Origin of the sequence: Actinacidiphila rubida, assembly GCF_900110255.1 — a bacterium.
Lineage (GTDB): Bacteria > Actinomycetota > Actinomycetes > Streptomycetales > Streptomycetaceae > Actinacidiphila > Actinacidiphila rubida.
The window spans coordinates 150,933-172,059 of sequence record NZ_FODD01000006.1 but is presented as its reverse complement, the minus strand read 5'-3'; the positions used below and the strand labels follow the sequence as shown (position 1 = coordinate 172,059).

Annotated in this window: 22 protein-coding genes; 16 read left to right on the top strand and 6 right to left on the bottom strand. The window is 75.0% G+C overall.

From position 1 onward, the window contains the following. Positions 1-6 precede the first annotated feature (6 nt). The 6 genes from BMW99_RS08140 (at position 7) to BMW99_RS08115 (ending at position 7,301) form a co-directional block, all read left to right on the top strand. A complete protein-coding gene (locus BMW99_RS08140) occupies positions 7-1,242 on the top strand; it encodes a sensor histidine kinase (protein ID WP_079175988.1) in 1,236 nt (411 codons plus the stop codon). Between the two features lie 23 nt (positions 1,243-1,265). Beyond that, on the top strand, positions 1,266-2,258 hold the full coding sequence (locus tag BMW99_RS08135; RefSeq protein ID WP_075016509.1) for a hypothetical protein: 993 nt from the start codon (positions 1,266-1,268) through the stop codon (positions 2,256-2,258). Positions 2,259-2,569: 311 nt separating this feature from the next. Then, positions 2,570-3,103, top strand: a complete 534-nt coding sequence (locus BMW99_RS08130; protein ID WP_143080519.1) for a hypothetical protein — start codon at positions 2,570-2,572, stop codon at positions 3,101-3,103. Continuing rightward, on the top strand, positions 3,100-4,479 hold the full coding sequence (locus BMW99_RS08125; RefSeq protein WP_075016508.1) for a sensor histidine kinase: 1,380 nt from the start codon (positions 3,100-3,102) through the stop codon (positions 4,477-4,479). Before BMW99_RS08130 ends, BMW99_RS08125 begins: the two co-directional genes overlap by 4 nt. Beyond that, entirely contained in the window at positions 4,476-5,084 is a 609-nt protein-coding gene (locus BMW99_RS08120; RefSeq protein WP_069464435.1) for a response regulator transcription factor, read from the top strand. The genes BMW99_RS08125 and BMW99_RS08120 overlap by 4 nt, the downstream gene beginning before the upstream one ends. A 369-nt stretch (positions 5,085-5,453) precedes the next feature. Then, positions 5,454-7,301, top strand: a complete 1,848-nt coding sequence (locus BMW99_RS08115) for a TIGR03767 family metallophosphoesterase (RefSeq protein WP_075016507.1) — start codon at positions 5,454-5,456, stop codon at positions 7,299-7,301. 21 nt (positions 7,302-7,322) lie between these two features. Here BMW99_RS08115 and BMW99_RS08110 read toward each other — a convergent pair whose 3' ends face one another. Further along, positions 7,323-7,781, bottom strand: coding sequence for a hypothetical protein (locus tag BMW99_RS08110; RefSeq protein ID WP_075016506.1), 459 nt, complete (start codon positions 7,779-7,781; stop codon positions 7,323-7,325). 295 nt (positions 7,782-8,076) lie between these two features. Here BMW99_RS08110 and BMW99_RS08105 point away from each other — a divergent pair, with 295 nt between their 5' ends. The 3 genes from BMW99_RS08105 (at position 8,077) to BMW99_RS08095 (ending at position 9,736) form a co-directional block, all read left to right on the top strand. Further along, positions 8,077-8,463: a hypothetical protein gene (locus BMW99_RS08105; RefSeq protein WP_075016505.1), complete on the top strand. Its 387-nt coding sequence runs from the start codon at positions 8,077-8,079 to the stop codon at positions 8,461-8,463. A 106-nt stretch (positions 8,464-8,569) separates the two neighbouring features. Next, positions 8,570-9,112 carry a hypothetical protein gene (locus BMW99_RS08100; protein WP_075016504.1) on the top strand — a complete coding sequence of 181 codons (543 nt, stop codon included), beginning with the start codon at positions 8,570-8,572 and terminating at the stop codon, positions 9,110-9,112. Between the two features lie 9 nt (positions 9,113-9,121). Continuing rightward, entirely contained in the window at positions 9,122-9,736 is a 615-nt protein-coding gene (locus BMW99_RS08095) for a response regulator transcription factor (protein ID WP_075016503.1), read from the top strand. Between the two features lie 676 nt (positions 9,737-10,412). On the opposite strand, the gene BMW99_RS08085 is transcribed toward BMW99_RS08095, so the two are convergent. Both BMW99_RS08085 and BMW99_RS08080 read right to left on the bottom strand, forming a co-directional pair. After that, complete coding sequence (locus tag BMW99_RS08085) at positions 10,413-11,249, bottom strand: transglutaminase-like domain-containing protein (RefSeq protein ID WP_069465358.1); 837 nt, start codon at positions 11,247-11,249, stop codon at positions 10,413-10,415. Further along, positions 11,246-12,229 (bottom strand): GNAT family N-acetyltransferase, encoded by a 984-nt coding sequence (locus BMW99_RS08080; RefSeq protein WP_075016502.1) that lies wholly within the window; start codon positions 12,227-12,229, stop codon positions 11,246-11,248. Before BMW99_RS08080 ends, BMW99_RS08085 begins: the two co-directional genes overlap by 4 nt. Before the next feature lie 108 nt (positions 12,230-12,337). Between BMW99_RS08080 and fdxA the strand changes: the two genes are divergently transcribed. Continuing rightward, complete coding sequence (gene fdxA / locus BMW99_RS08075; RefSeq protein ID WP_033319951.1) at positions 12,338-12,658, top strand: ferredoxin; 321 nt, start codon at positions 12,338-12,340, stop codon at positions 12,656-12,658. Between the two features lie 90 nt (positions 12,659-12,748). Further along, positions 12,749-13,855, top strand: coding sequence for a succinyldiaminopimelate transaminase (gene dapC, locus BMW99_RS08070; protein ID WP_322900196.1), 1,107 nt, complete (start codon positions 12,749-12,751; stop codon positions 13,853-13,855). A gap of 241 nt (positions 13,856-14,096) precedes the next feature. Here the strand turns inward: dapC and BMW99_RS08065 are convergent, their stop codons facing one another. Further along, positions 14,097-14,576 (bottom strand): hypothetical protein, encoded by a 480-nt coding sequence (locus tag BMW99_RS08065; protein WP_075016500.1) that lies wholly within the window; start codon positions 14,574-14,576, stop codon positions 14,097-14,099. A gap of 174 nt (positions 14,577-14,750) precedes the next feature. Then, positions 14,751-15,704, bottom strand: coding sequence for a heavy metal transporter (locus tag BMW99_RS08060; protein ID WP_245791286.1), 954 nt, complete (start codon positions 15,702-15,704; stop codon positions 14,751-14,753). Between the two features lie 221 nt (positions 15,705-15,925). Here BMW99_RS08060 and dapE point away from each other — a divergent pair, with 221 nt between their 5' ends. From dapE to BMW99_RS08045, 3 genes are all read left to right on the top strand, one after another. Next, positions 15,926-16,987: a succinyl-diaminopimelate desuccinylase gene (gene dapE, locus BMW99_RS08055; protein ID WP_075016499.1), complete on the top strand. Its 1,062-nt coding sequence runs from the start codon at positions 15,926-15,928 to the stop codon at positions 16,985-16,987. A 104-nt stretch (positions 16,988-17,091) separates the two neighbouring features. Then, positions 17,092-18,168 (top strand): alpha/beta hydrolase, encoded by a 1,077-nt coding sequence (locus BMW99_RS08050; RefSeq protein ID WP_069464765.1) that lies wholly within the window; start codon positions 17,092-17,094, stop codon positions 18,166-18,168. 178 nt (positions 18,169-18,346) lie between these two features. Next, the gene (locus BMW99_RS08045; protein ID WP_069464770.1) at positions 18,347-19,084 is read left to right on the top strand and encodes an LOG family protein; all 738 of its coding nucleotides are present in this window, start codon (positions 18,347-18,349) and stop codon (positions 19,082-19,084) included. A gap of 77 nt (positions 19,085-19,161) precedes the next feature. Here BMW99_RS08045 and folP read toward each other — a convergent pair whose 3' ends face one another. Continuing rightward, complete coding sequence (folP, locus tag BMW99_RS08040) at positions 19,162-19,974, bottom strand: dihydropteroate synthase (RefSeq protein ID WP_069464769.1); 813 nt, start codon at positions 19,972-19,974, stop codon at positions 19,162-19,164. Positions 19,975-20,075: 101 nt separating this feature from the next. On the opposite strand from folP, the gene BMW99_RS08035 reads away from it, so the two are divergent. Together BMW99_RS08035 and BMW99_RS08030 are read left to right on the top strand one after the other, a co-directional pair. Further along, the gene (locus tag BMW99_RS08035; protein ID WP_407640273.1) at positions 20,076-20,483 is read left to right on the top strand and encodes a DivIVA domain-containing protein; all 408 of its coding nucleotides are present in this window, start codon (positions 20,076-20,078) and stop codon (positions 20,481-20,483) included. Continuing rightward, a complete protein-coding gene (locus BMW99_RS08030) occupies positions 20,476-21,072 on the top strand; it encodes a DNA-3-methyladenine glycosylase I (protein WP_069464764.1) in 597 nt (198 codons plus the stop codon). The genes BMW99_RS08035 and BMW99_RS08030 overlap by 8 nt, the downstream gene beginning before the upstream one ends. Positions 21,073-21,127: the final 55 nt, after the last annotated feature.

Here is a 21,127-nt window from a genome sequence, read left to right as displayed (position 1 = left end):
GGTCGCATGAGCAGCCAGCGGGACCGGAGCGGCGAGAAGTGGCCGCCGTGGCGCGAGCAGGTGGAGGCCGCCGACTCGGGCGCCCTCGCCCGCGTCCCGGAGACCCGGCGGCAGGCGCTGGTCAAGCTCGCGTGGGTCGGCGTCTGGCTGGTCTACCTGGGCGCGCCGGTCAGCGACCTGGCGGACGGGGGCCACGGGACCCTCGTCACGGCGGCCGCCACGCTGGGACTGGCCGCCTTCGTGGTCGCCTACCTGGCCCTGGTCTTCCTGCGCACCAACACGCCCGAGAAGCCCGAGCCGTGGATGTACGGCGTGCTGATCGCGCAGACGGCGCTGTCCGCGCTGCTGTCGGCGACGCTCGGCAAGCCGTGGCTGGTCCTGTTCGTGTACGTGGCGGTGGCGTGCGGGGCCGCGCTGCCGTTCCGGGAGTCGCGCTGGGCGGTGCCCGCCGTGACCGCGGTGCTGGCCGCGATCGGCGCGGCCGTGGACTCGCCCGGCGACCTGTACCCGGCGCTGCTGATCCCGGCGCTGCTGGGCGGGTTCGCGATGATCGGCGTCAAGCAGCTGGTGCGCACGATGCGGGAGCTGCGGGAGGCGCGGGAGACGGTGGCGCACCTGGCGGCGACGGAGGAGCGGCTGCGCCTGGCCCGCGACCTGCACGACCTGCTCGGCCACTCGCTCTCGCTGATCACACTGAAGAGCGAACTGGCCGGCCGGATGCTGCCGGACCGGCCCGGCGACGCGGCCGAGCAGGTCGCCGACATCGAGAAGGTCAGCCGGCAGGCCCTGGTCGACGTCCGCGAGGCCGTCAGCGGCTACCGCAGGCCGACGCTGACCGCGGAGCTGGCCGGCGCCCGCACGGCCCTGGCCACGGCGGGCATCGGCGCCCGCGTCCACGCGGACGGCCCGCCGCCGGGCCTCGCGCCGGACGCCGAGGGCGCGCTGGCGTGGGCGCTGCGCGAGGCCGTCACCAACGTGGTGCGGCACAGCGGCGCCGGCACGTGCGTCGTCGCGCTGACCACCGAGGGCGGCATCGTCACCCTCACCGTCTCCGACGACGGCCGCGGCCCGGCGGAGGACCAGCGGCCCGGCAACGGCCTGACCGGGCTGACCGAGCGGCTGATCCTGGCCGGCGGCACCCTGGACACCGGCCGGGCCGGCGACGGCGGCTTCACCCTGAGGGCGTCCGTGCCGCTCGACCTGGCGCCCGTCGCGGCGGACGGGCGACGCACGCGCGAGTAGCGGCGGGTAGTAGGGTCCGGATCGTGCCCGAGACCCCTGAGACGCCGCCCCGCCCCACCGACGCGGACCCCGCCGGCAGCGCCGACGGCGCCGAACCGTCCGGCACGGACGGCACTGACGACGCGTCCGCCGTCGACGGCGCGGACACCGGCGCCGACGCGGAAGAGCCGGGGGACGGGGACGCGGACGCGGCCGGGACGGACCCGCTGAAGCTGGTCGAGGAGGCCATCCTCGCCGCCGCGGGCCGCGCCACGCTCCCGTTCCAGGCGGCCCGCGCGGACCGCAGCTTCGCCACCGCCTTCTGGTACAACGACTTCGTCGAGACCGGGTCGGACCACGAGGTGATCCGCCAGTACCTCGTCACCGCGGAGGCCCGCACCCGCTTCGCGCTGGGGCAGTTCACACTGCGCCCGGGGCTCGTGGCGCCCGAGCTGCCGGCCGACGAGCTGGTGCTGCCGTCGTTCGCGAAGAAGTGGACCCGGCTCGGCGACCTCGGGGTGGCCGTCATGCCCACCACCGACCTGCACATCCACGCCGAGAAGCGCGGCTGGCACTGGACGACCGACGAGGTCACCGCGGGCCTGGCCGCCCAGCCCGCGGACATCGCGCTGATCGGTGTCGAGCCGCTGCCCGCGTATGTGCTCGGCCACGCCGTCGACGAGGAGTCCGGGGGCAAGCACCCGGAACGGCCGCAGGTGCTGCTGGCCGGCGCGGTCACCCGCACCTCCGACGACCCGACGGCGCCGGTCCGCTGGACCACGCCGCTGCCCGAGGGCTTCGCGGGCGCGCCGGTCTTCGCCGCCCTGCCGATGGACGACGACCAGGTCAAGCTGGTCTGCCTCGGGCTGGTGCTGCCCGCGGCCAGGCCCGCCGCCGAGACCGCACAGGCGCCCGACGGCGCGCCCGCCACGAGCACGCCCTCGGCGAGCGCGACCGTCGTCACCTTCGACCTGCTGCGCCCGGCCGTCCACGCGGTCACCCCGCCGCGCAAACGCCACTGGTGGCAGCGCTTCTGACCCACGGGTCACCCCGCCGCGCCCGCCCTGCGTGCCGGATGCCCTGCCCGCGCCTGGCGCGCCCGCCGGACCGCTCGGCCTGTCCGCCTGCCCTGCCCACGCTCGGCGCGTCCGCCAGACCCTTCCGCCTGGCTTGGCGGCCCATCCGCCCGCCCGCCGGACCGCCCTGCCTGCGGCCGGCGGGCCCGCCGGACCGCGGTGCCCGTGGCCGGCCGTTCCACCCGCCCGGCGGGCCCCGCTGACAAATGTCATGGCCGAGTGATGGGTGAACTCACTGCCGGGGCAGGGGCCTTGGCGGCCACTCTGAAGACATGAACGCACACGACGCGAAGACCGCGACCGCCACCCGGCCCGTCCCCGACCTCACCCTCCCCCCGGCCGTGATCAGCCTCCCGGCCCCGATCTCCACCGGCAGCCCCACCCCGCACAGCGCGCGGGCGTTCCGCCGGATCACGCTGCTGCTGCGCGTCCACCTGGCCGCCTGCGTCCTGACCCTGGGCGCCGCGGCGGCGCTCAGCGGCGACAGCTCCGCCGTCAACAGTGCCGTCTGGATCCGCGGGACCATCGTGGCCGCCGGCGCCCTGGTGATGTACCTGTGCGCCGTGCGGGCGGCCCGCGGCTCCCGCGGCGCGTACCGCAGGCTGCGCGTCCTGTCGGCCGTCACGGTCGCCGCGGTCGTCGGCGTCGTCAGCCTGCCGGGCACCTTCCCGCTGTGGATGAAGGCCGAGCAGTCCGCCTGCGGCCTGGTGCTGGTGGCCGTGGTGGCCCTCGCCAACAGCCGCGCGGTCCGCGACCGGTTCAGCTGCCCGGCCGCCGTCACCGAGCCCGCCCCGGTGCGCTCGTGACGTCGACCCTCCCTGGCGGGGAGCCCCTCGGCGAACCGCCCCGCGAACCCCTGCGCGACCCGCTCCCCGACCCCGACCAGGGGCCGGGGAGCACGTCGTCGTCCGACGCCGAACCGCAGGGCTGGGCGCAGGGCCGCCGCCGCACGCTGCTGGCCGCCGGGATGCTCGCCTATCCGTGCGTGACCGCCGCCAACCTGGGGCAGTACGCCTCGGGCGGCCGCGCGCTCGCCGGCTACCTGATCGTGGCCGCGTTCTGCTGCTGCTACGCGCTGGCCGCCGTCAGCGCCGCCCTGCGGTCGTGGGGGCGGCTGTACGTGCTGCTCGGCGTGATGACCGCCCTGTTCGCCGCCGAGCTGCCGTTCGCCCGCGCGTACGCGTTCTTCCTGTGCGCGGTCGTCGTCTCGTTCGTGGCCGTCTTCCTGCGGCAGTACGCGGTGCCCGTCACGGCCGCCGGGGCACTCGCCGCCCTCGCCGTGCCCGTGGCCGTCCGGCCGTGGCACAGCGGGCCCGGCTGGTTCGAGGCCGTCGCGCTGGTCTTCACCGCGGCCACCGTCCACGCGTTCGCGGGCATCGCCGCGACCAACCGCGCGCTGGTGGAGGCGCGGGCCGAGGTGGCGCGGCTGGCGTCGGAGGCCGAGCGCAACCGTATCGCCCGCGACCTGCACGACCTGCTGGGCCACTCGCTGACCGTCATCACGGTCAAGAGCGCCCTCGCCCGGCGCCTCGCCGAGGCCGGGTCGCCGCGCGTGCTCGCCGAGGTCACCGAGGTCGAGCAGCTGACCCGGCAGGCCCTGGCCGACGTGCGGGCGGCGGTGACGGGCTACCGCGAGGTGAGCCTGGCCGGCGAACTCGCCCGCGGCCGCGAGATGCTGCGGGCGGCCGGGATCGTCGCCGACCTGCCGACCGCCGTCGACGTGGTCGCCGCCGAGCACCGCGAGCTGTTCGGCTGGGTGGTCCGCGAGGGTCTGACCAACGTCGTCCGGCACTCCCGCGCCACCCGCTGCACGGTCCGGCTGGCCGCCGGGCTGGTCGAGATCCGCGACGACGGCGCCGGGCGGCCCGCCGCCCCCGGCGTCCCGCACCAGCCCGAAAACGCCATGCCCGTAGGGCAATTGACTCCCGCCGACGCCGACGGCCCCGCTGATGCCGAGGCCCACGCCCACGCCGACGGCCCCGCTGATGCCGACGCCGTCACGTTCGAGACCGCGGGCCCCGTCGCCGGCCCGCGGCCGCCCGCCGAGGGGAACGGGCTCACCGGGCTCAGGGAACGCGTCGCGGCCGCCGGCGGGCGGGTCGACGCCGGGCCGCTCGTGCCGCGCGGCTGGCGCCTGCGCGTGACGTTCGGCGGGGAAAAAGTGGGGAGAACACCTTCGTGACGATCCGCCTGCTGCTCGCCGACGACCAGGACCTCATCCGCGGCGCGCTGTCCGCGCTGCTCGACCTGGAGGACGACTTCGAGGTCGTGGCCTCCGTCGGACGCGGCGACGAGGTCGCCGACGCCGCCGCGGCCCACCGGCCGGACGTGGCACTGCTCGACATCGAGATGCCGGGCCTCGACGGGCTGGCCGCGGCCGCGGTGCTGGCCGCCCGTGTGCCCGCGTGCCGCGTGGTGATCCTGACGACCTTCGGCCGGGCCGGCTACCTGCGCCGGGCGATGGAGGCCGGTGCCGTCGGCTTCGTCGTCAAGGACGCGCCGCCCGAGACGCTCGCGGACGCGATCCGGCGGGTCGTGGCGGGCGAGCGGGTGGTCGACCCGGCCCTGGCCGCGGCGACGCTCGCCGCCGGGGACTCCCCGCTCACCGGCCGCGAGCGCGACGTCCTCAACGCGACCCGTTCGGGCGCCGGCGTGGCCGACATCGCCGCCCGGCTGTACCTGTCGGAGGGCACCGTCCGCAACTACCTGTCCGCCGCGATCGCCAAGACCGCGACCCGCAACCGGATCGAGGCGTTGCGGGTGGCCGACGAACGGGGCTGGCTCTGAGGGCGAGCCCCGTTCGTCGCGCCGTCCGTCCGGCGGGCGGGTCCGGCGGCGGCCGGTGCGTGCGCGAGCGCCGCGGAGAGTCGTCCTCGTAGGGGTCCACCCGGACGAGCCCGACGAGGCGGCGCGCGCGCCTGCGTGCGCGTGTGCGTGCCCGCGCGGGCCCGGCGACGCCGGCCGGACGCGACGTCGCGGACACGCGCCGGCATCCAGCGGATGAATTCCCGGTCCAGGCGCCTGAACTGGGGTTTTCCGACGAACCGCGTTCCTGGGATGTTCACACCGGCGCCATCGTTGCCGGTGAGATTCATGAGGAGACATTCGGCTCAGTGACCGTGTGCCGACGCGGCGCACCGCACCGGAGGACCCCTCATGACCGGGACCCGATCCGCCGTCAACCGCCGTCATTTCCTTCTCAGTTCCGGTGCCGCCGTCGCGGCGGTCGGCGCCGGCTGGCCGCTGGCCGCGCTGGAGGGCCGCACCGGCCCCGCCCTCGTGCGGCCCTCGCGGGCCGCACCCGACCCCGTCCGGGCCGCCGTGCCGGCGCAGGCACTGCACGAGGCCCCCAGGGCCGCCGTGCGCCGGCCCGCGCCGTTCGGGCTGACCACCCTCGACACGACCGCCAGGATCAGCGGCAGCCACGGCTACCGCCGGATCGTGCAGGGTCCGGGCTGGCCGCTGGCGGTGCGCACCGACCTGGCCCCGGCGGGCTCCGGCCGGGACACCCGGCGCACCCCGCTGGCCTGCTTCGCCCAGCTCACCGACCTCCATCTGGCCGACGTGCAGAGCCCGTTGCGCACCGAGTTCCTGCGGACCCGCTCGCTCGGCTCGTGGCGGCTGCAGGAGGCGCTGACCGTGCCCGGGGCCGTGGCGCTCATCGAGCAGGTCAACGCGCTGAAGAACGGCCCGCACACGGGGCGGCCGATGGCCTTCGCGATGTCGACCGGCGACAACGTCGACAGCAACCTGACGATCGAGCTGCAGTGGTTCCTGACCGTGATGAGCGGCGGCCGGATCACCCCCAACACCGGTGACCCGGCGCACTACGAGGGCACCCAGGACTCGGGCCTCCGGCTGTTCTGGCAGGCCGAGAGCGCGCTGCGGGACGTCGACAAGCTGCGCGGCATGCCGTACATCCCCGGCTACCTGGAGGCGGCGATCCGCCCGGTGACCAGCCCGGGCCTCGCCGTCCCGTGGTTCTCCACGCCCGGCAACCACGACGCGCTGCCCGGCGGCTGCCTGGCGCCCGAGGACCCGCAGTTGCGGGACGTGGCCGTCGGCGGCCTCAAGCTGCTGACCGTCTCCGACGCGGACGCCGCCGCCTACGCCAAGGTGCTGAACACCGGTGACGACCCCAAGAGCACGGTCTTCAAGGACATCCTGACCCGCAACGCGGCCAAGGCCCGCACCATCACGCCGGACCCGGACCGCGCGCTGTTCACCCCGCACGAGTACCTGACCGCCCACCTGGACCCGGCGCACGCGGGCGCCGGCCCGGCCGGCCACGGCTACACCCAGGACAACCTCAACGACGACCTGCTCTACTACACGTTCCCGATCGCCGACGGGGTCGTCGGCATCAGCCTCGACACCACCTACCGCAGCGGCCACTTCCAGGGCTCGGTGGGCAGCGCGCAGATGGACTGGCTGGAGCGGACCCTCGCGTCGTACAGCGCGCTGTCCTACGACGCCGACGGGCACGTGGTGCGCAACGCGGCCGCCGACGACGCGCTGGTCCTCGTGTTCAGCCACCACCACAGCCCGAGCATGACGCGCCGCCGCGACGCCGGGCGGCCGGAGGAGGACCGGCACGACGGCCAGGACGTCATCGACCTGCTGAGCCGCTTCCCCAACGTCGTCGCCTGGATCAACGGCCACAGCCACGTCAACAAGATCACACCGCACCGCCACGCCGCCGCGGCCCGCTCCTTCTGGGAGGTCAACACCGCGTCCCACGTGGACTATCCGCACCACGCGCGCGTCATCGAGCTGGTCGACAACCACGACGGCACGCTGTCGCTGTTCACCACCCTCATCGAGTCCGGCGCGCCCTACCGCACCGACCTCGCGGACCTCTCCCAGACCGGACTCGCCTCCCTCTACCGGGAGTTGTCCTACAACGCGCCCGGGTTGCCGGAGGCCATGTCGGGCGGCGTGCGCACGTCGTCGGCCGGCACCGCCACCGACCGCAACACCGAACTCCTGGTGCGGCGCGCCTGATCCGGGCCGCGGAGACCCGCCCTAACGCGCGCCCGCGGCCCGGCGGGCGGAGTGCGCCATGACGGTGGCCGCGACCAGCAGCACACCGGTCGGCAGCACGAACACGCCGATCAGGAACGTCACGAAGCCGACGAGGGCCGCGGCCAGCAGTGCCGTCGACAGGGCCCAGGCCGCCGCGTGCGCCCAGCGGCGGCCGCCGTGCCGTCCCGCGTACAGCAGGGCGGCCACCAGCAGCGCGACGAGCAGCGGCACGGCGGCCGGCAGCAGCACCGCGGCGCCGTGCACCCGCAGCAGGCTGTGCCGGGGCTGCACCCCGGCGTGCCCGTTGTCGACGGTCTCGATCGGCAGCACGGCGGCCAGCACCAGCACGCCGACGCCCGTCACCACTGCCCACAGCGCGGCCGCGTCACCCGGCCAGCGCCACTCCGCCGCGATCCGCGGCCCCGGTTGCGGGTGCGCCCGCCAGGCCTGTGCGTCCATTCGACATCGACCTCCGGTCGCGGCGTTCCCACCCGGACAGCGTGCCGGCGGCGGGCTCGCCGCCCACCCCGACGCGACCATTCTCCCCGCCCACCCGTCCCCGCGGCCAGGAATCCGCCCACCCCGTCGTGTACCCCACCTCACACCGCCCGGCACCCGCAGCGCACGGGTCCGACCGGGCCGGGCGGGTCCGAAGCGGGGCGTGAGGGGGTACGGCGGGGCGGCGCGTGGCGGGTTTCCGTCGTGGCCGGTTCTGTGCGGTGCCTGTGGATGCCGGCGGCCCTAGCATCGACAGATGACGCGCAGCAGCAGAACGCCGCGGCAGCTGGTCATCGGCGGCGACACGTTTCTCTGGTCGGTGCGGCATGAGCACCATGGGGAGCCCGGGCACTACGAGGACTGCTGCGAGGTCCTCACCGTCCGCCGGCCGGGGGCGCTGGGCCGCTTCCGCGTCGTCTTCGCGAGCTGCCCCGGACACCTCGTCCCCGACGGCTACACCCCCTCCGGCACGGTCGGCACCACCGACGGCCGCTGCCTGAACCTCCACGAGCCCGGCACGGTCCGCGCCCTGCTGGACGCCGTCACCTCCCGCGGCGACCTCATCGTGGGCGACGGTGTCACCGAGGTCGACGGCTGGACCGTCTTCCCCGCGGTCGCCGCCGACCGGCCGGCCGGAGGCTGACCGGCCGCCGGGAGGTCCGGCGGCCGCCGGACCGGCGGGGACGCGCCGCCCGCGCGACACTGGAAAGCGGACGGTGGGACCGCCGCGGCCGCGGGAGGTGAGGGGCGTGCTCCACGGATACCTGGAGTGGACGAGCATGCAGAACCTCCCGGCCCACCTGCCCGTCCACATCCACGTCTCCCCGGCCGTCGTCGCGCACCTGCCGCGGCGCAAGGCGCAGGGGCCGGCGACCGCGCACGGGCGCGGGCAGTACAGCGTCCGGCGCGACTCGATGCCGGTCGCCGTGGCTGCCGCGCTGGAGGCGATGGACGCCTGGCACCCGGAGGACTTCGCCGCTGCCGTCACCGGCGACGCGATCCTCGACGACGGCGAGGGCCCGGCCCTGCACGGCCGCGAGGAGCTGCGTGACTGGTGCGCGGGGGAGTGCGCCGGGCCGCACGTGAAGATGCGGCTCGTGGGCGACCGCACGGAGGCGGACACGACCCTGGTCGGCGCGCGCGTGCTGCCGCCGGCGCGCGACGTGGCCCCGCACGACGCGACGCTCGCCTTCACCGTCGAGGACGGCCTGGTCGCGCACCTGCAGATCGACGGCTGGCGGGGGCCGCCCACCGCGACCTGGAGCGGGACGGGGGCCCACCTGCACCGGTAGCCTGCCGGAATGACGGGGATCATCCGGGTGCTGCTCGCCGACGACCAGTCCATGGTCAGGGAGGCGCTGGCGACCCTGCTCGGGCTCGAGGACGACATCGAGGTGGTCGCGCAGGTGGCACGCGGCGACGAGGTGGTCGCGGCGGCCCGCGCGCACGCCCCCGACGTGGCGCTGCTGGACATCGAGATGCCGGGCATGACCGGGATCGAGGCCGCGGCCGCGCTGCGCCGCGAGACCCCGCGCGTCAAGGTCGTCATCGTGACGACCTTCGGCCGGCCGGGGTACCTGCGCCGCGCGATGGAGTCGGGCGCGGAGGCGTTCCTGGTCAAGGACGCGCCGGCGGCCGAACTCGCCGAGGCCGTACGGCAGGTGCTGGCGGGCCGGCGGGTCATCGACCCCACGCTCGCGGCGGCCGCGCTCGCCGAGGGCCCCGACCCGCTGACCGCCCGCGAGCGCGACGTGCTCCACGCCGCCGCCGACGGCGCCGTCAACGCCGAGATCGCCCGCCGCCTCCTCCTGTCCGAGGGCACCGTCCGCAACTACCTCTCCACCGCCATCCAGAAGACCGGCGCCCGCAACCGCGCGGAAGCCGTCCGCATCGCCCGGGAGAAGGGCTGGCTCTGACCCCGCGCCGATCTCACCGACCCGCCGGCGCACGGCAGTTGGCGATGTGCGAGCATCCGTCGCGCGGGCACGGTGCACGCCAGGGGGGAAGCGAGGGGCCATGCGGGTGCTGCGGACGGTCGTGCTGTCGGGCGGGGGCGCCGCCGCCCTGGCCGTGCTCACTCTGAGCGGCTGCTCCGCCCCGGCGCACGGCCCGCGACCGGCCGCCGCCCGCTCGGCGGCCCCGGCGCCCACGACGGCGGGCACCGCCTCGCCCTCGGCCGCCTCGCCCGCCTCGCCGTCAGGGTCTCCGAGCCCGCACACGGCCGCCCCGCGCACGTCCGCACCTGGCACCGTCCGTCCGCGCCGGACGCCCACGCCCGCCGTGTCCCACCGGCACGCCCCCACGGCCGAGGACGGCCTCCGCGAGGACCCCGGCCCGCGCCCCACCGGCCAGGCCACCGGTCCCGGTACGCATCCGGAGCCGGGGACGGCCGTGTCCGGCCGCCCGAACGTCGATCCGCCGGGCACGCCCTCCCCGGTGTCACCCTTCTCACCGAACCCCTCGGCGCCGACTCCCTGACACCGGCGGCCCGCACCTGACCGGGGCGGTCGGCGCCTGACCGCGACGGGCCGCGGAGGCCCGCGGCAGTCGTCCCCGGCCCGTCGCGGCCGCTCTCGCCGGGCCGCCGTGCGGTCAGTTGAGCATGGCGCGGGCCGCGCGGGCCTCGGCGCGGAGGCCGGCCGCCGATTCCGGGTCGAACGCGCCGATGACCTGCGCGTACTCCTCCAGCTCCAGCGCGCCGCCGAGGAAGTCGCCCATCGCCACCAGGAGCCGGGCCCGTTCGCAGCGGAGCTTCGCCGGGTGGCGGGGGAGCAGCAGGGTGAGGTCCAGGGTCCACAACTGCACGGGGCGGCGCTCGGGCCGCGGGGAGGCCCAGGCCCTGATGTTGTTGAGGATGCGACGCACGATGTCCAGCGGGTCGGCCGGTGCGAGCATCGACGGGGTGAGGGCGGTGCCCGCGGTGCCGGCGACCAGCAGGCCGGTGTCCTCCTCGGACAGCACGCGGCCGCCCTCGAACGGGTCGACGAGCACGTGGTCGCCGTCCGGCTCGCCGAGGCCGACCACGAAGTGGCCCGGCAGCCCCACGCCGTAGACGGGGGCGCCGGCCCGGCGGGCGACCTCCATCCACACCACGGACAGCAGGATCGGCAGGCCCCTGCGGCGGCGCAGCACCTCCTGCAGCAGCGAGGACTCCAGCCGATGGTAGTCCGCGGCCGAGCCCTGGAAGCCGTGGCCGGCGGCCAGCAGGCGGTGGAGCGCCGCCGCCCACTGCCGCGGCGTGGTCAGGCCGAACGGCAGCAGCCCCGCCAGCCGGTCCAGTTCGATCTGCGCGAGGTCCGACGGCTCGCCGTCCAGCGCGGGGTCGGCGGCCGCCCCGACCAGCAGGCACAGCTCCGCCAGGTCGGGGCGTTCCTCGCGGGCCGCCGCGGCGAAGCGTTCGCGTACCGAGGGCCCCGTCATGTCGCTCATGCCGACCGGCGCCGGTAGTGGTAGCCGTGGTGGTCGGTGAAGCCCATCCGGTCGTACAGCGCCCGCGCCCCGGCGTTGTCCGCCTCGACCTGCAGACAGGCCGCGGTGGCGCCCTCCGCCGCGGCCTGCCGGGCGAGCGCGCCCATCACCGCGGTGGCCAGCCCGCGGCGCCGCCGCTCCGGTATGACCTCGACCGCGCCGAACAGCGCCCAGCGCCCGTCGACCACGGCCCTCCCGATCGCGCCGGGCATCGTCGCGAACCACACCGAGGGACCGCCGGACACCACCTTCACGGCGGCTTCGGCGAGTTCGCCGGTGCGGTGGTAGGCGGCCAGCCAGGCCGCGTCCGGCGTGCGGGACAGGGTTACGTCCTCGCCCGGCGCGGCGGGCGGCAGCAGCGTCAGCGGGGCCAGTGGCGCGGTACGCACCAGGGTGTCGCCCTCGCGCGTCCAGCCGCGCCCGGCCAGTTCCCCGGCGTACGGGGAGGAGTCGGGCAGCTGGACCAGCGGAGGGAGGCCGCGCTCGGCGTACCACGCGGCGATCCGGTCCAGCGCCTCGTCCAGCGCCACGCCCGGATCTCCGCCGGTCAGGACGGAGTTCGCCCGCCGGGTGAACCCGCCGGACGCGCGCAGTGTCCAGTCCCCGAGACGTTCCGTCTCGGATGACGGCCAGGCGCGTGACGCGACCCGTTCCAGCTCATCGGCCGTCACCTCGGGCACACCCCTCGTTCGCCGCTTCGGGGCAGGTGGCACCACCTTCCCCGCCACCAGGGAGGTCTCCGCGATCGCGATCGTCTCCCCTGTCCGGCGCGTGACGCACACCACGCCCCCGTCCCACGATACGAGAACACCCACCGTGTCGGTGAACGTAGGATGCCCGTCGGCGATCTCGACCAGTTGCCGTACCGACACGCGTTTTCCCACGTCAGCGGGGGTAATCCGGATTTCGAGCCTGGCTCCGGACGAGAAATCCCCTGGCATGCGTGCCCCTCCTGTTCGGATCGTGCTCAGGAACGGAGATACTAGGTGCGGGCATCGACGACGCCGCGCTCCCGCGCGAGATGAGCCCAATCGAGGAGGAACGACAGCGTGACCTACGTCATCGCGCAGCCTTGTGTCGACGTCAAGGACAAGGCGTGCATCGAAGAGTGCCCGGTCGACTGCATCTACGAGGGCTCCCGGTCCTTGTACATCCACCCGGACGAATGCGTCGACTGCGGCGCCTGTGAGCCGGTGTGCCCGGTCGAGGCCATCTTCTACGAGGACGACACCCCGGAGGAGTGGAAGGACTACTACAAGGCGAACGTCGAGTTCTTCGACGAGCTCGGTTCGCCCGGTGGCGCCTCCAAGCTCGGCCTCATCGAGCGCGACCACCCCTTCATCGCCGAGTTGCCTCCGCAGAACCAGTGACGTCCTGCGTCGGCTGACTCCACCGGGCCCCGTACGGCGCACCGCCGTACGGGGCCCGGCGTCCTTCCCCCCTGGCGTTCCGAAGCGAGAGTGAGCACGTTGAGCATCTCCGCCCGCCTTCCGGTGTTCCCCTGGGACCGCCTGGAGCCGTACAAGGCCACCGCCGCCGGGCACGGCGACGGCATCGTCGACCTGTCCGTCGGCACCCCGGTGGACCCGGTGCCCGACGTGGTGCGCGAGGCGCTGGCCGCCGCGTCGGACAGCCCCGGCTACCCGCTGACGTACGGCACGGCCGCGCTGCGCGAGGCGGCCGCCGGCTACCTCAGCCGCTGGCACGGGGTGAGTGGAGCGGACCCCCGGCACGTGCTGCCGCTGATCGGGTCCAAGGAACTGGTGGGGTGGCTGCCGACGCTGCTGGACCTGCGCGAGGGCGACCAGGTCGGCTACCCGGACCTGGCCTACCCGACGTACGAGATCGGCGCGCTGATCGCCCGCGCGGAGCCCGTCGCCTACGGCGACCCGGTGACGGACCTCGACCCGGCGCGCACCCGGATGCTGTGGCTGAACAGCCCGTCCAACCCGACCGGCCGGGTGCTGTCCGCCGCGGAGCTGCGGCGCGTGGTGGAGTGGGCCCGGGCGCACGGCATCCTCGTCGTCTCCGACGAGTGCTACATCGAGCTGGGCTGGGAGGGCGCGGAGCCCGTCTCGGTGCTGCACCCCGACGTGTGCGGGGACCGTCACGACGGGCTGATCGCGGTCCACTCGCTGTCCAAGCGCTCGAACTTCGCCGGCTACCGCGGTGCGTTCCTTGCCGGCGACCCCGCGGTGGTCGCCGAACTGCTCGGCATCCGCAAGCACGCCGGCATGATCGTGCCGCAGCCCGTGCAGGCCGCGATGGTCGCCGCGCTCGGCGACCGGGCGCACGCCGTGGAGCAGAAGGAGCGGTACGCCCGGCGCCGCGGCGCGCTGCGCACCGCGTTCGAGGGCGCCGGGTTCCGCATCGAGCACAGCGAGGCCAGCCTCTATCTGTGGGCGACCCGCGACGAGGACTGCTGGGAGACCGTCGGCGACCTGTCCAAGCAGGGCATCCTGGTGGCCCCCGGCGAGTTCTACGGGCCCGCGGGCAGCCGGTTCGTCCGTATCGCGTTCACCGCGACCGACGAACGGGTCGACGCCGCGGTACGACGGCTGAGCTGACGGGCCGAGTCGAGCCGGGCGGGCCGAGCGGCCGGGCGTGGCCGGGCCGGGCCGTCCGGTCGCGTCGGCGTCCGGGGCGAGCCGACAGAGCCGACTGGACCGGCCCGTCGGGCTGACCTGACCGGCCGGGCCGGCCGGGCCGAACCGACCCGGGCCGACCCGCCGGGCCGCCGGCCGGCTCGGCTTCCGGCTGATCGGCCGGGGGCGGGCCCCGGCCGATCAGCCGGGACGTGCGTCCCGGTCAGACGACCGGCAGGCCCTTGAGGGGCAGGTGGTCGGTGGTCGGCAGCGTGCCGGTGTTCGGCAGCATCGCGCCGAGCGCGCCCAGCGGGGTGGCCGGCAGCAGCTCGGTGTGCGGCACGACGCCGCCCGCGGACTCCGCGGACGCCCCGACGATCCGCCCGGCCGCGTCCGTCGCGTTGCCCGCGGCCAGTTGCGCGGTCGGCACGGCGGTCTGCGCGGTGGTGCCGACGACGTGGTCGGCGGTGGGCAGCGTCGCCTTCATCGCGTCCGTCCCGGCCTGCGCGCCGAGCACGGCGGTCTCGTGCGTGGCGGTCGCGACGGTGTCGCCGACGGCGGGGCTGTCCAGGTTGCTCAACCCGCCCAGGTCCGGCTGCGGCAGCGCGGCGGCGTGCGCGGCGCCCGCGCCCACGAGGGGTGCGGCCGCGGCGCCGAGCAGCAGGGCGGCCTGGGCGATCCGGCGCGGAAGGGGGAGGGACATGATGCTCCTTGTGCGGGTGAACGGAAGGTGATGCAGGGGGACCCCCGCGGGGTCGCCGTGACTACCGCTCAACTCGCCGGAAGGTTGCGGCCGTTCGAGTGACGGGCAGGGAATGGGGCTCTTCCGGGTGAATCCGCGGCGCGGTGTTACCGGGGGAGCACGGGAGCGCGGCGTTCAGCGCGCGACGGTGATCCGCACCAGGCCGTCGGCCGGGGTACCTGCCGACGCGTCGCCCTTGGAGTCCGCGGCGCTGACCGGCTTCTGCTTCTGCCAGCCCTGGTCCGAGTGGGCCGCCTGCCAGCGCATCGTGCCGAACGCGACCTGCTCGACCTTCAGTTGGTGCGCCTGTGCGACCGCCCACTGCGCGAGCTGCCAGCCCCTGCCGTCCACCGCGCCCTCCGCGGCACCGCCGGCCTGCTTGACGGAGACCGCGACGGTCCGCGCCAGCGCGTCCTGCCGCGCCCGCACCTGGGTGCCGAACTCCCGGGCCAGCAGCGCCGTCACCTTCGCCGTCTGACCCAGGGGGCCGCCGGCGCTGGCCGGACCCGTGCCGCCCGTCGTGCAGCTCAGCGCGTCCCCGTCGCGCCCGAACAGCGCGCCGGACAGGTTCGTCGCGTCCGCCTCGTGCTGGGCGTAGGCCTCCGGGTAGCCGCTCTTCTGCACCCGCTGGGCCGCGACGGTCAGCGGCAGCTTGGTGTAGCCGTCGATCTTCACCAGCCTGCTGAAGAAGGAGTTGGAGGCGTACACGGGGTCGAGGATCTGGCGGGCGGTGCCCCAGCCTTGCGACGGGCGCTGCTGGAACAGGCCGAGCGAGTCCCGGTCGCCGTGGTCGATGTTCTCCAGCCGCGACTCCTGCAGGGAGGTCGCCAGCGCTATCGCCAGCGCCCGCTCGGGCAGGCCGCGCGAGGTGGCGACCGCCGCGATGGTGGCGGCGTTGGACGCCTGCTCGGGCGTCAGCGAGAGCACGTCGCTGTCGGTCCGCACCGTGCAGCCGGCCGCCTCGGGGCCCTTGCGGCTGTAGTACTGGGCCAGGAAGATGCCGACGCCGAGCAGGACGATGACGCCGACGACGAACTTCAGTCCGCAGCCGGTCTTTCCCTTGGCGGGTGGGCTGGATGAGCGGGGCACGGGCGAACCCTACCGACATCCGGAGCCTGTTCCGTCCCGGCGTCATCCTCTCCGGGCGGGGGCGCCGTCCCCCTGGGACGCGGGTTGACCCGAGGGGCGCAACCACCTTCCGGAGGCGGCCCGGGCGTGTGGCGCACCGGTGGCGCGCGGTACTGGCGCGAGGGCCGCGGGGGCCCCGCGTCCCGGCCGGGGAGCGGCCGCAGCCGGACTAGGGTGCCGGTATGGAACTGGATCTGGGGATGGGCGTCGCCGCCCTGACGGCCGCCCTCGTCGACGTGCCCTCGGTGAGCCGGGACGAGAAGGTCCTCGCGGACCTCGTGGAGGCCGCGCTGCGCCCGGTGCCCCATCTGCGGGTGGACCGCGACGGCGACGCGATCGTGGCCAGGACGGACCTCGGCCGCGCGGAGCGCGTCGTCCTCGCCGGCCACCTGGACACCGTGCCGGTCGCCGACAACCTGCCGTCCCGGCTGGACGGCGACGGGCTGCTGTGGGGGTGCGGCACCTCCGACATGAAGGCGGGCGTCGCGGTGCAGCTCAAGCTCGCCGCGGAACTCGCCGAGCCCAACCGCGACCTGACGTTCGTGTTCTACGACGCGGAGGAGATCGCCGCCGAGTTCAACGGCCTGGGCCGCCTGGTGGCCCACCACCCGGAGTGGCTGGCCGGTGACTTCGCGGTGCTGCTCGAACCCACCGGCGGCCGCGTCGACGGGGGCTGCCAGGGCACGCTGCGGGTCCGGGTGCAGACCAGCGGCCGCCGTGCGCACTCCGCGCGCAGCTGGCTCGGCGACAACGCCATCCACAAGGCCGCGCCGATCCTCGCCCGCCTCGCCGGCTACGCGCCGCGCCAGGTGGAGATCGACGGGCTGGTGTACCCGGAGGGCCTCAACGCGGTGATGATCGAGGGCGGCCACGCCGGGAATGTGATTCCGGACACGTGCGCGGTCACCGTGAACTACCGCTTCTCGCCGGACCAGACGGAAGCGGAGGCACTCGCCCGGGTCGAGGAGATCTTCGACGGGTTCGAGGTCGTCCTCACCGACAGCGCGCCCGGCGCCCTGCCGGGCCTCTCCCATCCGGCCGCCGCCGCGTTCGTCGAGGCGATCGGAACTCCCCCCGCGGCCAAGGAGTCCTGGACGGACGTGGCGCGCTTCTCCGCGCTCGGCGTGCCCGCGGTGAACTACGGACCGGGCGATCCGACGCTCGCCCACACCCGTGAGGAGAACGTCGCGGTGGCGGCCGTGGAGGAGGCGGAGCGCGCCCTGCGGAGCTGGCTCACGGCGTGAGGCGTTGAGCGGGCCGAGCAACCGAACTGGGGTGCGCAACGGTCTTTCTTCCCGGCATGGTGTGATCGGGCACATTCGGTCGGCAGGGGGGAAGAAGGCGCGTCGTGGGTCTGACGAGCATATGGTTCGCGGTCGTCCTGATCGTCGTCACCGTGGGCGCGGTGGCGGCGGCTGTGGCGCTGTGGTCGCGGGTCAGGGGCCCGCGCGCTCTCCGGGTCGCCAGCCGTATCGGCATGATCGTGCTCTGCCAGGTCACCGCCGTCGTCGTGGTGATGGTGGCCATCAACAACCAGTACGGCTTCTACGCCTCGTGGGACGACCTGCTGGGTGACGCCAACTCCGGCGGCCGGCCCACCGCCACCCCGACGGCCAGTCCCACCCCTGCCGTCCCCGACTACGTGGTGAAGTTCACGCCCTACTCGCAGGGTTTCGAGGGGGCCACCGTCCGCGGCTGGGCCTCCGGCACCAAGGGCGACGTGATCGTGTGGCTGCCGCCGCAGTACACCAAGAAGGAGTTCGCCCACACCCGCTTCCCGGTCATCGAGGTGCTGCACGGCATACCCGGGACCCCGCACAGCTTCCTGCGCGGCATGCGGCTGGGCCAGATCCTGGAGGACCAGATCAGCGCCGGCCGCGCGGAGCCCGCGATCCTCGTGCTGCCCACCATCACCCCGGACCGGGTGAACACCGGCTGCGCCGACGTGCCCGGCAAGAGCAGGGTCGCCACCTGGCTCACCAAGGACGTCGTCCGGACGGTCAACCGCAACTTCCGTACCCTGCCCGCGCCGCGGGGCTGGGCGGTGATGGGCATATCGACCGGCGGCTACTGCGCGGCACGCCTCGCCCTCGAACACCCCGACACGTTCGCCGCCGGTGCCGCGCTGGCCCCCGACAACCCCGCGGACGGCGTCCGCAGCCCGCTGTGGCTGGCCCACAACACCCGGCCCGACGTGCAGCTGCTGGTCGAGTCCAGCCTCCAGGACCCCGAGAGCCCGCCGAAGTTCGCGGACTGGATCACCGCCGCGGTGCAGCCGCCGGCCACGGTCACGACGATGCGGATCGCGGACGGGGGGCACAACTGGAAGACCTGGGGGCGGATGTTCCCCGACGCGTTCACCTGGGTCAGCGGCCGGATCGAGGCGCCGCGCGCCGTCCCCTTGGCCCCGTCCGCGGCACCGTGATGCGTACGCTGCCGGTATGACTGATGCGACGGGCCGTGACGGCACTGACACCACCGACAGCACTGACGGCACCGACGGCACCGACGGCACCGGCGGTGCCGCGGGCACGGACGCCCTGGTCGGCGAGGTTGCCGACTGGCAGGAGGCGGCGGCCGCCGCCTACGCCGCGGCCGAGACGATGCCCGAGGGGAAGGGCTGGCCCGAGCGGCACACCGGCCCCGTGATCAGGCGCCGCGGCCAGGTCCAGCCCGGCACCACCGACCAGCGGCTGCTCGACAGCCGGGGCGAGACGGACTGGGTGCACAGCGACCCGTGGCGGGTGCTGCGGATCCAGTCGGAGTTCGTCGAGGGCTTCGGCGCGCTGGCCGAACTGGGCCCCGCGGTCAGCGTCTTCGGCTCGGCCCGCACGCCGGTGGACTCCCGCGAGTACGAGTCGGGCGTGCGCATCGGCCGCGCCCTGGCCGAGGCGGGCCTGGCCGTGATCACCGGCGGCGGCCCCGGCGCCATGGAGGCGGCCAACAAGGGCGCGCTGGAGGCCGGCGGCGTCTCCGTCGGGCTCGGCATCGAGCTGCCCTTCGAGCAGGGCCTCAACCCCTACGTCGACATCGGCGTGAACTTCCGCTACTTCTTCGTCCGCAAGACGATGTTCGTGAAGTACGCGCGCGGCTTCGTGGTGCTGCCCGGCGGGTTCGGCACCCTCGACGAGCTCTTCGAGGCGCTCACCCTCGTCCAGACCAAGAAGGTCACCCGGTTCCCGATCGTCCTGTTCGGCAGCGAGTACTGGGGCGGCCTCGCCACCTGGATCCGCCGCACCCTCGTCGCCGAGGGCAAGGCGTCGGCCGCCGACCTGGAGCTCTTCTACGTCACCGACGACGTGGACGAGGCCGTCGACCGCGTCACCAAGGAATCCGCCTAGGCCGGCCGGGGCCGCGGGCCGGCCTCCGGCCCCCGGGCCCTCGCGTCCGCACCCCTCCGTGAGGCCCGTCTGGCCCGTCAGGCCAGGCCGCGGCGGGCCACGGCGGGCGGCCGGTGGCCGGCGATGGACGCGACCATGTCCAGCACCTGCCGGGTCTCCGCGACCTCGTGGACGCGGTAGACCTGTGCGCCCAGCCACGCGGACACCGCGGTCGCCGCGAGCGTGCCGATCAGCCGCTCCTTGACCGGGCGGTCCAGCGTCTCGCCGACGAAGTCCTTGTTGGACAGGGACACCAGCACCGGCCACCCGGTGGCCGTCATCTCCGGCAGCCGCCGCGTCGCCTCCAGCGAGTGCCGGGTGTTCTTGCCGAAGTCGTGGCCCGGGTCGATGAGGATCCCGTCCCGCCGCACGCCCAGTGCGAGCGCCCGCTCGGCCAGTCCCACGGTGACGTCGAGGATGTCCGCCATCACGTCGTCGTACCCGACCCGGTGCGGCCGGGTCCGCGGCTGCGCGCCGCCGGCGTGCGTGCACACCAGGCCCGCGCCGTACCGGGCGGCGACCTCCGCGAGCCGCGGGTCGACACCGCCCCACGCGTCGTTGAGCAGGTCGGCGCCGGCCTCGCAGGCCGCCTCCCCGACCTCGTGCCGCCAGGTGTCCACGCTGATCACCACGTCCGGGTGGCGGCGCCGCACCTCGGCGACGAACGCGACGGTGCGGCGGATCTCCTCGCGCGCCGAGACCTCCTCGCCGGGACCGGCCTTCACCCCGCCGACGTCGATGACGGCGGCGCCCTCGCCGACCGCCCGCGCGACCCGCTCCAGCGCAGGTTCGTCACCGAAGGTGGCGCCCTGGTCGTAGAACGAGTCGGGGGTGCGGTTGACGATCGCCATGATCACCGGCTCCCGATCGGCGAATTCCCGGGTGCCCAGCCGAAGTGCCACTGCCGCTCCTCATCTCAGACTCATGCGATCGTGGCACGATCGTGCCTGACATGTTGGACCTGCCGTCGCCGGCCGGAACCCGGGAGATCGACTTGTTGTGGTTCATGCTCATCGCGCTGGTCGCAGTGGTCGCCGCCGTGGCCATGGCCGTCCTCGGTGACGGTGGTGCGCTGAAGGAAGCCGAACCCGACCGCATCGACGACCGGCTGCCCCCGGACCGCGCCCTGCTGCGCACCGACATCGACGCGGTGCGGCTGCCCGTCGCCGTCCGCGGCTACCGGATGCTGGACGTCGACGAGGTGCTGGACCGCCTCGGCGCCGAACTGGCCGAGCGCGACGCGCGCATCGCGGAGCTGGAGGCGTCGCTCGCCGGGGCGCAGGCCGCGCACGGCGCCACGCTGCTCAAGACCGACGACGGCCGGCTGCCGCCCGCCGCGGAGGGTTCCGCCGATGAGTGAGCCCGCCGGCACCGGCCCGGTCGTCGGCGAGGACGGCCTCGCCCGCTGCCCGTGGGGCCTGTCCACCCCGGACTACGTGGCCTACCACGACACGGAGTGGGGCCGCACGGTGCACGGCGACGACGCGCTGTTCGAGCGGATCTGCCTGGAGGCGTTCCAGTCCGGTCTGTCCTGGATCACCATCCTGCGGCGCCGCGAGGGCTTCCGCGCCGCGTTCGGCGGCTTCGTGATCGACGAGGTCGCCGCGTTCACCGACGCGGACCGGGAGCGGCTGCTGGGCGACCCGGGCATCATCAGGAACCGCGCCAAGATCGACGCCGCCATCACGAACGCGGCGGCCGCGCAGGAGGTGCGCAAGACGTACGACGGCGGTCTGGACGCGCTGCTGTGGTCCTACGCGCCGGACCCCGCGAGCCGCCCCGCCCCGCGCAGCACCGCGGACGTGCCGGCGACGTCGCCGGAGTCCACGGCACTGGCCAAGGACCTGAAGAAGCGCGGCTTCCGCTTCGTCGGCCCCACCACGGCGTACGCGCTGATGCAGGCGTGCGGCCTGGTCAACGACCACCTGGTGGGCTGCTCGGCCCGCTGAGCCCGGGCCCGGCGCGTCGCGCGCGTGCGGCGCGCCCGGGCCCGATCGGGTGTTC